A 12,440-nucleotide genomic window follows, 5' to 3' on the forward strand; every position below is an offset into this window, starting at 1 on the left:
AGCGGCTGCAGCTTCGACTGGAGGAGGTGCTGCGCCCGTGCAACTCGCGGGGCCCGCTCGGCTCTGCCGGAAGGTGGGGCTTTGGGCGCGGCCGCCCCGGCATCCGTCATTCATTCCGGAACCACTCGGCTGGGATGCCCAGTGCCGCCAGAATCCGTTCAGGCGACCTCTCGCCCTTGATGTCACCAACAACAGGCAGCCGAGGAAAGTCCTCAGGCGGCTGGGCGAACTCTTCGACGCCCTCTCCACCTCGCCTCACGGTAACAAAAAACTCGTGCAAGTCCGGCGAGGCAATCACTGCGTATACGGTCGCGTGGGGATATAGCTCCGACACCGTGATGTCGGCGTACCCAATATTGCCTGTGCCGCTAGCAATGAGGAGCCCTCGCGGCGTGTCCTCAAGTCGGTAGTGTCCGGGAGGGAATGGGTCGTCGGCCTCCTGCAGCGCGCGGTGCGCCTCCTCTGCCCTGACGCCTTCCACCAGTGCGGCTTTGCGCAGAGGCTTGATTGTAGGCGAATCCGAAGGCTTCTCGCGGCTCGGCAGCGGACAGCCGAGAGACTCGGCCAGTGAGTCTGGGTCCACCTCCAGGATCTCCAGAGAACCGTTTCGCCACGACGTGACGGTCCAGGGATCGTTGGCGCGCTCAATCGAGTACACGGGCTCATCGGATTCGAGCGACAGGGCCTCGGCGATTTGCATCTCGGCGCCCACGTAGCTGGGGTCCGTACCTACTATGGCGTGGTATCCGCCACTGCCCGGGATGACCTCGAAGGGCTGCTCTTCGCCGTCCTCTTCGTTCCAGTCCGGCATTACCAAGGTCAGGGCACGGCTTTCCAGTCGTGCGGGCTCGCCTGGAGCCAGGACCGCCCAGAGAGGCCACCGGCTCATGGCGCACCTCCAGACAAATTCTCCGGCAGATTCAGTGCCGCACGCAGATGCTTCGTCGTCCCAAGTATTTGAGCTTCCTCCATCTCTATGACCTGAGTCCCTCGCGCGTTTGTTCGTAGAAAGTCGGATAGTTTTTCCTTGGTAGGGCCACTCAGCTTGTCGGTAACGACGAGGAACGGTTTTCCGCGAGGTGCGTTCGCCGCGTCCGCGAGTTGGTCGATCAGGTGCTGGAGTTGCTTGACGAGCGCCTCCTGCTGTTCGTCAAGCGTTCTGCCTGCATCTCGATTCAGCCAGGAGTCAAGCGCCCTGCGCCATCGATTGTCATTCCAGCCTTTGACTTCCACCCCATGTTGAAGTCGCGAGCCCCCCATTGCCGTAAGCACGTTGTCGATGATGTGCCCCGCCTTCGTTTCCACCTGCCGACCGGTTAGTCGGAATCCCGGGAAGAGATTCTGCGCATTGCGCTCTGTTAGCATTTCCACCGCGATGCCTCGGAGGTGCTCGCGCGCCTGCAATTGCACCTTTAAGTTCCTCGGTTCGGCCGCTGCGCGCCGGAAGAGCCGCCAAGCCGTCTTCTCGCTCCTGCCCATGAAGTTGAGGTACTCCAGGCTCAGCCCTGTGGAGCGCAGCCAGCCCAGGTCGACGCTGTCTCTGCGCGCTTTTCTCGCCAGCTCAACGACTGCCTCGGCGTCCAGCTCCGGGTGGCTGACGAGCCACTCGGCCTCCTGCAGGAAGGCAAGCGGATCCTTCAGGCTCCGTGATCCTGAGCCCCTTAGCAACTCCGCGAGCGCCGGTTTCGCCGCGCTGCGGGTACCGGCACTCATCTTCTCCACTGCGGCAAGGTAGGCCTGGGCTTTTTCGGCCGGCAGCGCGGCCGCGCGCCGTGCCACCGCACCGTAGGCGAGCGCCATCTCCTGGCTCTCCGCCGCCAGCAGCTTCAATGCCTCCAGCGTCTTTTCGGCCTCCTCGGCCGCGAGCCCCGCGCCGCGAATGCCACCAAGGGCCCGTGCGGCGGCCATCTCCCCGCGTATGGCGAAGAAGGCCTGCTTGAATGCCTCGGCGCCGCCAGGAAGGGGAAACCGCAGTCCGTCCGGCGTCGCAACGGCTTTGCCCTCGGCGAGCATCCGCTCCAGCGTTTTCACCAGGGCTTGGACGGACTCCACCGACTCGCGCAGTCCGGACGAGGCCCGTGACCCAGCCGCGCTCAACGCCAGCCTGCCCCGGTGTGCCAGCTCGCGTCCGATGCCCGAGGTGGCGAGCTTGTAGATGTCCCGGCCAGCGAGCACCAGCATCGCCGCGTCATGCACTGCGAGAAAGTCCCGTCCCTCGGGCGTCTGCGACAGTTCGTCCCGGTACGTGTCAACCACCGCCAGCGTCGCCACCAGAGAGATACGGCCCACGAACAGGCGCACCGCCGCTCCGCGTATTGCCGCCAGCGTGCCACCTTGCGCGGCCATGGCTGGCACTCCTGTCAACAGGGGCGCCCGCGCCAGCGCCGACACGGCGCCGTACAACATCTGCATTTCGGTGATGCGGCTAATCGCGGACCATATAAGCGACGTGTCCGGCGTGGAGGCGAGCAGGGCCAGTTCCATGGCCGTCATCAGGTGCGTGCGAGGCTGTGGCCCGGATACTTTCACCCGCACCCAGTCCAGAGGGCGCAGGGCCCGGCTGCGAGGCAGTTCGTCCACGGAGGGGAAGTAGCGCACCTTGAATTCCTGCTGCACCGGCTGGAAGTACAGGGCCATGCGCTTGGAGGGCCCCACCGCTTCTCCGGGCAGAGCGGGTTCGGCTCCAAGGTGCACCCCTTGCTGTGCCTCCCATGCCTCCGGTGCCACCAGCACCGTGGACACCAGCCCATAGGGGACGTTGAGCAGGTATGTCTTTTCGCCCTCACGCCCCAGGTGGAAGGTGGGCAGGGACTCGAGGAGGTCCAGCGTGAGGGGAAACGAGGCGAGGGCCTTCTGGGTGAAGGCCTGTCCCAGCAACACCTTGTTGTCCGGCGCGTTGCTGATGAGCAGCTTCTCCAGCGCCCCATTCGAAGTGAGCTTGCGCTCCAGAGAGGGGAATTCCAGATCAGGTGTGGACAGCAGCACACGCGTCAGCAGGTGCACTGCATCCTCTCTCATGTCGGAGGTGAGCGCAGAGCCACCGAGGATGGTGTTGAAGACGCCCAGGCGCTCGTCGGGGGTGAGCAGGGAGAGCACGTCGTGGTCGAGGGCGAGGAGAGGTTGGGGCTTCTGAGAGGTCGCCGCGGCGATGGCTGTCTGGAGAAGCTCCCGCCGCGGGGCCGCCAAATCCCCCGTGCCGGGTAGCCCCGGCCGCCAGTCTCCCGGGCGGATGAGGAGCGTCCCGGGGTAGTACCAGTAGGCGTTTCCCTCGGGCTGCTTGAGCGGCTGAGGCGCTCCGGCGGTGGTGTTGAATTCGGCGCTGTATCCCCGCCAGTGCCCGTCCTTCCCGGGGATGATGACACGTGGTGTGCTGCGGGGAAGGTTGCGTACCCTCAACTCCGCCCGCTCCAGGGACGTCTCCTCGGTGAGCAGCAGCAGGGCTCGTACCTGGACGCTGGAGCCGTCTGCCAAATAGAAGCGACCCACCACGCTGCCCGGGGTGAGGACGGGAGAGCCATCCGTGACGCTGTAGCTCGCCTTGAAGCGCTTGGAGCGCAGAGCGATGGCCTTCTGCAGGGGCTCGGCGGCTTCTCCGAGGATGTGCCCGCGCTGCGACTCGTCCCTCAAGGGCTCGAGCGCCTGGAGGTATTGGTCGAAGAAGCTCTGCCCGGCCCCATCCAGAATGTCCGAGCGTTGAGCCCAGCGCAGGCCGCGTTCCACCAGCGCGACGGCCCTGACCCTGTCCAGGGAGGCCGCCGAGAGCTGGGAGCGGCTCCATGCGACATCCGCCTCGAGCTGCGCCTCCAGGGCGCGGCGCATGGTGGCGAGCAACTCCGGTACGAGCGCTTGCGGGTGGCGCACGCGCACGCAGACCTGGAGTCCTTCCTTGGCGCTGGAGGGTGGTGCACGGGGCTCGATGTCGAAAGCGCTCGCCGCCGCGGCATCCCCGAAGAGCCGCGAGGCTATTTCCTCACGCGAGGCATACCCGGGAACCCAGAGCAGCTCGGGCCGAGCCGGGTCCACCTGAACGGGGAAGGAAGCTTCCTGTGCCGAGAGGAGGGCGAGCGCGCCGTCCTCCCCGTTCTCTGGCGTGTCCTCCCGCTGCAGCTCAACCAGCTCGTCCTCCAGCCACTCTGGCGGGATGCCCTCCATGGGCGGGAGGCGCCAGGTACGCTCCAGGACGGGCGTGTCCTGGTGGTGCCAGGCCCACTCATGGGAGAGGGTGAGCATGGCTCCGGCGCCAATCCCCTCCGGTACGTCTACCTCCACCTCCTCCCGGCCTCGCTCGCGGCTCACCACTCGGGGGAGCGGTGTCGGCGGGTGGCCCTTGATTGGATCCACCCGCAGCCGCTCGTCCTCCCCCCAGTTCAGATCGCCCGCGGCGATAACCTCATCGCCTGCCTCCACCACGAGGCGGCCGGGATCCATCACCCGGAGGGAGAGCACGCCCACCTTCCAATCTTCCACGCGGGGGCTGGGAGCTTTGGCTCGCGCATGCGCTTTGGCCGAGAGCGTCACCCGCTCTCGTCTCAGCTCTTCGCCGGCCACGCTCGTGCTGGCGACGAGGCAGCTTGCGAGCAGGAGGGCATGAAGTCCTTTGACCCAATGGGACAGGCGCATATTCCCTCCCCTTCCCGCCTTCGACTCCCGCCGGGCGAGTGCCGAAACCTCCGGCCCCGTGCCAGTACGTGCCTGCCGCGGCGCCGATGCTCCGGGACCGGGGCTCGATTCGACCAGGTGCATGCACGCACGCGCCGGAAGGAAAACCTCCAGTGCTGGGGGCGGCCGTGCGCACGAGGTGGACGCATCACCACGACGAGTGGACATGCTGCACCTCCGCACCTGTACGAGTTGGAATGGGACACGTCCTTGAAACAACAACCGCGAGGGAAGATAGCCCGGCGCACTGGCTACCCGGAAAGGCGGGTGGGATACCTTCCATGGCGGATTGCTGTCCTGTCAACTCTGCCGGACTGAGCGGGTATTTGGTGGGTAGGGCTCCCCTGCGTGAGGTCCCCAGAAGCGCGCACGATGAGGACTCTCCATTGGGCCGTGCTGCTGTTGGGAGGGCCGTGCTCGAGTTCTTTGACACCCTCTCGGGGACACCCTCTCGGGGGGCATGAACGGGCTGACATGTCAGTGACAGCTCGCTGACGTGTCAACGCCCCACCTGGCGCCGCCCCTCCCGAGGGAGAGCCGGGAGAGGGGCGTGCGGCATCCCCATGGAACGGGGCTTGCTATCGAGGGGATGACCCACCACGAGGTAGACATGACCATCGCCAAAGCGCTCTCGCCGCAGGTCCCCTCCGTCCAGTTTGATTCGCAGACGTGCCTTCATTACCCCACGAGCGAGGAGGACATCGTTCAACTCGTTCAGTATGCAGCCTCGAACAACCTGCAAGTTCGGGTGATTGGTTCAGGCCATTCCGTGCGGGAGGCCATCCTGTCCACCGCGTCGAACGCCATCAACATCTCGCTGGAGCAGTACAGGAAGGTCACCCTCAACTCGGGTGGGACCTTCACGGTCCAGGCCGGGTGCTGCCTGGGGCTGGATGCACCCGAGCCCTGGGAGAACACGTTGTTCTACCAGATGCAGCAGCTCGCACAGGCCGTGCCGGACATGGGAGGTGTCACCCATCAGGCCGTGGGAGGATTCACCACCATGGGCTGCTCGGGAGGCTCGCTGAAGTACGCCTACACCGACAGCATTGTCGGTATCTCCCTCGTGGATGGGCAGGGCGTGGTGCGCTCGTACAGCCGAGGGAAGGACCCGGAGTTCGAGGCCGTGCTCGTTTCCATGGGGCTCATGGGCATCACCTCCACCCTCACCTTCAAGCCCAGCGATGGCTTCAACATCATCGGGAACGAGACGTGCTACTCCTTGAGTGACGTCAACTGCCCCATCGACTTCTTCGGGCCAGGCACACCCGACAAGCCCTCGCTGGAACAGTTCATGCGCCAGACGGAGTACACCCGTCTGATGTGGTGGCCCCAGAAGGGGGCCGAGCGCATCGTCGTCTGGAAGGCCCAGCGCATGACCGCCGCGGATTACACCACGCTGGGGATGACCCCTGAAACCTTCCAACCCAAGCAGTATCTGGAGTTTCCAGTCGTCCTCGGGAGTCAGATTCCGGCACAGATTGTCGCGTCCGTGTTCTACCAGCTCTCCGCTGGCTGGCCGACCCTGGTCAATCTCATCCAGGATCCGTTGTTGCGCGCCGAGGTCACGCTGCTCATCGATCTGACGTATGGGCCGTGCATCCTGCCCTTCGTGATCGACCAGTTCGCGCCTGTCTACACGGGAGACGCGCCGCCGGCGGAGGCCCCTCAACTGGAGGTTCCGCAAGGCGTGTTCTCGGACGAGGTGCGCATCGTCGAGCTTGGGAAGAACACGGGTGGCGGCTCCATGCGGGGAGCGGCCGCGCAGGGTTCCGCGGGACGGCGCGCCGCCGGGGGTCCGGTGCTCCGGCTGCTGCGCCCGGAGGCTCCGACCTCGGCGGATTCAATCCGCGTCACCTCGGTGGCGATCGATCTCTGGAAGGATGTGCTGGCCCGGATGCCGAACGTGAGCACCCACCTTCCCAAACTGCAGTCCCTCCTGAGCGAGCGTGGCCTGACGCTGCCTCGCTACTACCACATCCATGTCCCGAGCGACGTCCTGGCGGAGCTCCAGCCTGGGAACAGGACGGCCCCCCAGGATGCGAAGGGCAAGCAGCAGTTCTGGGACTCCTGGTACCGCGGTCTGCCGATGGACAACGATGTCTCCGACTTCTTGATGCCCACCGAGTTCACCGAGCTGTGGATTCCCCTCGAGAAGACGCAGGAGGTGATGAACAAGCTGCGTGACTTCTATGAGAAGGGGGGGCTCGGGGCCACGGGCTCCTACTCCTGCGAGATCTATGCGGCCAAGGCCGATGATCTCTGGCTGAGCCCCGCCTACAAGCAGGACGTGGTCCGTGTGGACGTGTTCTGGTTCCACGACCTGTTCCGGGACGAGGCGGCCCTCAAGGCCTTCTACCAGCAGTACTGGGATCTGCTGAAGGAGTACGACTTCCGCCCGCATTGGGCCAAGTACATGCCGGGGGGAGACATGGGGCCCGAGTATCTGGCGCAGCGCTACCCCCAGTGGAAGCAGTTCCTGGCACTGCGCGCGCAGATGGATCCCAAGCAGCTCTTCGTCACCGACTACTGGCGCGACGCGCTCGGCATCCCCAAGAACAACGCGTAGCTCGTCCGGGATGGCGGAGGGGGGAGCCCCCCTCCGTCGTGGCTCAACAGCAGCGTCCGCCCCCGTTGCGGTAGCGCGCCCGCATGCGCTCGGCGAAGAACTCCTCGTAGCTCATCACCCCGCGCTCCGGATGCTTCGCGCGCATGTGCGCCACGTAGGTGTCGTAGTCGGGCACGCCGATGACCAGCCGGGCGGTCTGCACCGCCCGCCGCCAGAACCGCCGCAGCGCCTCGCTCGCGCCCGCCACGTCAGGAGCCCACCACCGGCAGGGTCGCGGGAGCCGTCTCGCGCGCCGTGGGTTCCGCCGAGCGCCGGGCGGCCAGAATGGCGCGCACGCCGAAGCCGACGATCACCACCACCACCATCATGAACAGCACGGTCAGGGAGGCGTCCACGTAGTCATTGGTGATGACCTGCTGCATGTCCGCCACGGTCTTCGCCGGAGCCAGCACCTTGCCCTGCTCGGCGGCGGCCGAGAACGCGCGCGCGTGGGCGAGGAAGCTCACCCGCACGTCCGAGCTGAACACCTTCTGCCAGCCAGCCGTCAGCGTGCAGCACACCAGCCACACGGTGGGCAGCCCGGGGATCCACGCGTAGCGCTCGCGCTTCATCTTCACGAGCACCACGCACGAGAGCGTCAGCGCGATGGCCGCCAGCATCTGGTTGGCGATGCCGAACAGGGGCCAGAGCGTGTTGATGCCGCCGAGCGGATCCACCACGCCCTGGTAGAGGAAGTAGCCCCAGCCACCCACGCACACCGCCGTGGCGGCCAGGTTGGCGCCCCAGGAGTCCGTCTTTCGCAGGGGCGCGTAGACGAGCCCCGCCAGCTCCTGGATCATGAAGCGGCCCACGCGCGTGCCCGCGTCCACCGTGGTGAGGATGAAGAGCGCCTCGAACAGGATGGCGTAGTGGTACCAGAAGGCCATCATCCCCTCCCCGCCCACCAGGCCATGGAGGATCTGCGCCATGCCCACCGCGAGCGTGGGCGCGCCGCCGGCACGCGACAGGATGGAGGACTCGCCGATGTCCTTCGCCGTCTGGGCGAGCAGCTCGGGGGTGATGACGAACCCCCACTGCCCCACCACCCGCGCCGCCTGCTCGACCGTGGTGCCTATCACCGCGGGCGGCGAGTTCATGGCGAAGTACACGCCCGGATCCAGCACCGTGGCGGCGATGAGCGCCATGATGGCGACGAAGGACTCCATGAGCATGGCGCCGTAGCCCACCAGGAGCGACTCGCTCTCGTTGGCCAGCATCTTGGGCGTGGTGCCCGAGGCGATGAGCGAGTGCCACCCCGACACCGCGCCACAAGCGATGGTGATGAACAGGAAGGGGAACAGGCCGCCGGAGAACACCGGCCCCGTGCCATCCACGAAGCGGGTGATCGCCGGCATCCGCAGATCCGGCGCGGCCAGCACGATGCCCAGCGCCAGCACCAGCACGGTGCCGATCTTCAGGAAGGTGGACAGGTAGTCGCGCGGAGCCAGCAGCAGCCACACCGGCAGCACCGCGGCGCAGAAGCCATAGGCGATGAGCATCCACGCCAGGGCCTTGCCGTCATAGGTGAACAGCGGTGCGAGCGAGGGTGAGTCGGCGACCCGGCCACCCAGCCAGATGGACAGCATCAGCAGCACGAAGCCGATGACGGAGACCTCCAGCACGCGGCCCGGGCGCAGGGTGCGCAGGTAGATGCCCATGAGCAGGGCGATGGGGATGGTCATCGCCACGGTGAAGGTGCCCCAGGGGCTCGACGCGAGCGCCTTGACGACGACGAGCGCCAGCACCGCGAGGATGATCATCATGATCATCAACACGCCCACCATGGCCACCACGCCCGCGGCGGGCCCCATCTCCAGGCGCACGATGTCGCCCAGGGACTTGCCGTCGCGGCGCGTGGACAGGAAGAGGACGATGAAGTCCTGCACCGCGCCGGCCAGCACCACGCCGAAGAGGATCCACATCGTCCCGGGCAGGTAGCCCATCTGCGCGGCGAGCACCGGCCCCACCAGCGGCCCCGCTCCGGCGATGGCGGCGAAGTGGTGGCCGAACAGCACCCACTTGTCCGTGGGCACATAGTCCAGGCCATCGTTGCGCAGCTGGGCGGGAGTGGCCCGGGTGGGGTCCAACCGCAGCGCCGTACGCGCGATGAAGCGCCCATAGAAGCGATAGCCGACGAGATAGACGCAGACCGCGGCCACCACCAACCAGGTGGCGTTGATGGTTTCTCCCCGGTGCAACGCCACCACTCCCAGACAAGCCGCTCCCACACAGGCGAGTACGGCCCAGCCCAGCTTGCTCACGACATGACCCATGAACCCTCCGCGAAGACTCGATCGGGTCAACACTTCCCCCGAGCCCGCGATCGGGTCAACCCTCGGAGGGGCGGAAACTCACTCGATGAGCGCCGTCCCCGAGTCCACCCCCATCACCTGCCGCCACACCTGGAGCTTGTCCGGGTCGGAGAGTGTGAGCCGCTCGCCCGGAAAGTCCGCCCGGAAGGGCGACAGGGGCCCCTCGAGCAGCTCCAGCACGCCATCGGCCTTCAGGATGCCGCCCAGGGAGTAGAAGTTGCCCTGGAGCACCAGGTCCGGACGGAAGCCCTCCCCGCCCAGGCGCAGCAGGGGGGCGTTCGCGCCGCCCCGCAGGGTGTTGTCGCGCACCTCGAGGCCCGTGACGCGCTTGCCGTCCGCGGCCAGCATCAGGGCGTAGTTGGCCGAGGACTCGACCGTGTTGCCCACCACCACCACGTCCCGGCCCCCCTCCACCCGGATACCAAAGCCGTTGCCCTGGGGGTTGTCACGGAGGTTGCGCAGGTGGTTGCCCTCCACCCGGATGTGCGCGGGGGGCGCGGCGTCCTCCAGGATGGAGATGCCCCGGCCCGCGTTGGTGATGGTGTTGTCCGCGACGGTGACGTTGCGGGCCGAGAGGTGGACGACCACCGCCTCGCCCGCGGAGGAGCCCGCGGCGCGGATGGCCGTGTTGGGCAGGCTGGAGATGACATTGCCGCGCACGATGACCCCGTCGCACTGCTTGATGTCCACGCCATTCTCCCCCTCGTCGTGCAGCGTGTTGTCCTCGATGACGAGGCCGGTGGCGGGAGCCGTCCCCGCCTGGCATTGGACGGAGTCCCCCGAGTTGTGGTGGATGTCGTTGTCCCGGATGACGACGTCGCGCGAGGGGCCCACCACCACCACGCCGTGGGAGTCCGCCCCGGGCTTGATGAAGTGATGGATGGTGTTGTTCTGGAGCGTGAGGCCTCGCGGACCATCCACGAGCACCCCCGCGCTCAAGGTGCCGCTGCGCAGCTCGCTCCCGGACAGGGTGGAGCCGCCAGCCCCGCTCTCGAAGATGATGGCGAACATCGGCTTGCCCCCGACATCCACCCGCAGGTTCTCCAGGTTCCAGCGCCCCTGCACGCGGATGACCGTGCTGCGCTGCGTATTGCCTGGAGCGACGGTGGGCAGGGGCGAGCCCTCGCCACGCACGGTGATGGCCGCAGCGCCCGAGCCCCGCGAGCCGAGGATGAGTTCCTCGGGGTACACGCCGGAGAGCACCTGGATGACCTCGCCCGGGCGAGCACGCTCCGCGGCCCGGCCAATGGTACGCAATGGCGCCTCGCGCGTCCCCGCCGCGTCATCCCGTCCCTTCGTGCTCACGAACCAGGAGCGGCCCTGGGGGACCTCGGGAGGTGGCTGCGTGGGTGGCGGCTGCGTGGGGGGCGGCTGCGTGGGTTCCGATGGCGTGGGCGCTGGCTGCTCAGGCGGTGGCCTCGAGGAGGAAGGATCCTCGCGCGAGGGTTGCGAGACACTGGGGACCTCCAGCGGAACGGCCACCATCTCCTCCGAGGGCGGCTCACACGCGAGAAGGAGAAGACAGGAGAGCAACCCTCCCGTCCCCATGAAGCATCGTCCGCCCCTGGCCCCTGGCCTTCCCATGTGCCCCTCCCTCCCACGGGCATCCCGTCCGTGGCGCGGCAAGGTCGGCACGCGCGAAAACGGCATCAAGGGAAGCAGGATCCCCAACGTGAAGTGGAGCACGGGTTACAACCGGCGCCCGCCACGCACATGTCCGGCGCGCTCACTGCGCATGCCGGCGTTGGCCCACGAACTCCCTGGCCTTTCTGTCCAGGCTATCCGGATTTGTCGGGGGGGCACCCGTTAGATTGGGAGTCGACCAACGGAGGCGCTGATGACGTCCACGCTGCTGGTGCTGCGGCTCCGCTCTCAGGCGGAAGGACCCGACCGTGACGCTGGGCTCGTTCCCGCCGCGCATGGCTGCCTGTCACCTGCTACGGGAGGTGCTGGTGGGAGGGGCCGTCTCCCGCGAGGAGCTGCTGCGCCGGGTGGAGCGATTCAAGGGGGTGGCCGTGCTACGGCCGGACGGCTATCTGGCCTGGACGCTCAACGGACGCACGCAGCAGAAGGTGGGCCCGGTGGAGTGGAAGGAGGAAGCCTTTCGCGCGGGCGTCTTCGAGCTGGGCCGCTTCTACACCGTCAAGGGGTGGGTGTTCCGGCAGGCGGATGCGCAACTGCGCCCCAGACTGGAAGGTCCCCCGCTGGCCGAGGTGTACGACGACGCCGACCTCATTGGCCGCTCGCTGGATGGCGCGGAGGAGGCGTTCGTCGAGCTGTACCAGGCCATGGGGCAGTTGCTCACGCGCCCGCTGGACAGCCTCGCGGCGCTGCAACACCTCCCGGCGGGAGTCGCGGCCCTCATCGCCTCCTCGCCCGAGTACCTCGAGCGTTTCCGGTACATGACTCGGGGCGAACAGATTGAGATGGCAGTCACGAAGACATGGACGGCTCGTCGCGCAGCCGAGTACGGGTTCACAAGAGCTGTCGTAGTCGAATCCAAGGGCGCTCCTGGTTCATATAGCTTCATTCGGGTCTTATTCACCAAATGAGACATAAATCCATGGAAGTCGACAGAAACTTGACTACCGGACTGCGCAAAATGGCCGCAGCAGGCCACGGAGTATGTGAAATGATGCGTTGGCTGCTCGATCGATTGTCGCTTGATGCATCCAACGGAAGACTCAAGACCATCGTATACCTTCAGCAAGCGTTCTATCTATCCGTTGGAGATGCTGCTGCTGCTGGTGCATGGCACATTTTTCCTGGTGGAACCTGGTCGGACGATGAGTGTGAGCAGTTCCTGTTGCCCCGGATCCGCGCGACCAGGAATCAATGGACATTGACGCATTCGTGATGTG

8 protein-coding genes are annotated in these 12,440 nt (G+C 66.6%); 3 read left to right on the forward strand and 5 right to left on the reverse strand.

The genetic code is table 11. The features are described from left to right. Window positions 1-106: 106 nt before the first annotated feature. Both CYFUS_RS38170 and CYFUS_RS38175 read right to left on the reverse strand, forming a co-directional pair. Window positions 107-889 (reverse strand): hypothetical protein, encoded by a 783-nt coding sequence (locus tag CYFUS_RS38170; protein ID WP_157758893.1) that lies wholly within the window; start codon window positions 887-889, stop codon window positions 107-109. Next, the gene (locus CYFUS_RS38175; protein WP_157758894.1) at window positions 886-4,620 is read right to left on the reverse strand and encodes a hypothetical protein; all 3,735 of its coding nucleotides are present in this window, start codon (window positions 4,618-4,620) and stop codon (window positions 886-888) included. The genes CYFUS_RS38170 and CYFUS_RS38175 overlap by 4 nt, the downstream gene beginning before the upstream one ends. A gap of 649 nt (window positions 4,621-5,269) precedes the next feature. Here CYFUS_RS38175 and CYFUS_RS38180 point away from each other — a divergent pair. Then, window positions 5,270-7,228 carry a D-arabinono-1,4-lactone oxidase gene (locus CYFUS_RS38180; protein WP_198316286.1) on the forward strand — a complete coding sequence of 653 codons (1,959 nt, stop codon included), beginning with the start codon at window positions 5,270-5,272 and terminating at the stop codon, window positions 7,226-7,228. Between the two features lie 43 nt (window positions 7,229-7,271). Here CYFUS_RS38180 and CYFUS_RS38185 read toward each other — a convergent pair whose 3' ends face one another. The 3 genes from CYFUS_RS38185 to CYFUS_RS38195 all read right to left on the reverse strand — a co-directional run bounded on the left by CYFUS_RS38185 (window position 7,272) and on the right by CYFUS_RS38195 (window position 10,884). Beyond that, the gene (locus CYFUS_RS38185; RefSeq protein WP_095989682.1) at window positions 7,272-7,475 is read right to left on the reverse strand and encodes a YbdD/YjiX family protein; all 204 of its coding nucleotides are present in this window, start codon (window positions 7,473-7,475) and stop codon (window positions 7,272-7,274) included. 1 nt (window position 7,476) lies between these two features. Beyond that, complete coding sequence (locus tag CYFUS_RS38190) at window positions 7,477-9,540, reverse strand: carbon starvation CstA family protein (protein ID WP_095989683.1); 2,064 nt, start codon at window positions 9,538-9,540, stop codon at window positions 7,477-7,479. A 78-nt stretch (window positions 9,541-9,618) separates the two neighbouring features. Then, window positions 9,619-10,884, reverse strand: coding sequence for a right-handed parallel beta-helix repeat-containing protein (locus CYFUS_RS38195; protein WP_232537048.1), 1,266 nt, complete (start codon window positions 10,882-10,884; stop codon window positions 9,619-9,621). Window positions 10,885-11,471: 587 nt separating this feature from the next. Between CYFUS_RS38195 and CYFUS_RS38200 the strand changes: the two genes are divergently transcribed. Further along, window positions 11,472-12,131 carry a hypothetical protein gene (locus CYFUS_RS38200; RefSeq protein WP_269770170.1) on the forward strand — a complete coding sequence of 220 codons (660 nt, stop codon included), beginning with the start codon at window positions 11,472-11,474 and terminating at the stop codon, window positions 12,129-12,131. A gap of 11 nt (window positions 12,132-12,142) precedes the next feature. Continuing rightward, window positions 12,143-12,436 (forward strand): hypothetical protein, encoded by a 294-nt coding sequence (locus CYFUS_RS51275; RefSeq protein WP_157758896.1) that lies wholly within the window; start codon window positions 12,143-12,145, stop codon window positions 12,434-12,436. Window positions 12,437-12,440: the final 4 nt, after the last annotated feature.

The sequence above is a fragment of the Cystobacter fuscus genome (assembly GCF_002305875.1).
In the GTDB taxonomy this organism is placed as follows: domain Bacteria; phylum Myxococcota; class Myxococcia; order Myxococcales; family Myxococcaceae; genus Cystobacter; species Cystobacter fuscus_A.

What these genes read in the sequence shown, in the direction of transcription:
- CYFUS_RS38175 (WP_157758894.1), bottom strand. Translation starts at nt 4,620, where the DNA reads ATGCGCCTGTCCCATTGGGTCAAAGGACTTCATGCCCTCCTGCTCGCA.
- CYFUS_RS51275 (WP_157758896.1), top strand. Translation starts at nt 12,143, where the DNA reads ATGGAAGTCGACAGAAACTTGACTACCGGACTGCGCAAAATGGCCGCA.
- CYFUS_RS38180 (WP_198316286.1), top strand. Translation starts at nt 5,270, where the DNA reads ATGACCATCGCCAAAGCGCTCTCGCCGCAGGTCCCCTCCGTCCAGTTT.
- CYFUS_RS38170 (WP_157758893.1), bottom strand. Translation starts at nt 889, where the DNA reads ATGAGCCGGTGGCCTCTCTGGGCGGTCCTGGCTCCAGGCGAGCCCGCA.
- CYFUS_RS38190 (WP_095989683.1), bottom strand. Translation starts at nt 9,540, where the DNA reads ATGGGTCATGTCGTGAGCAAGCTGGGCTGGGCCGTACTCGCCTGTGTG.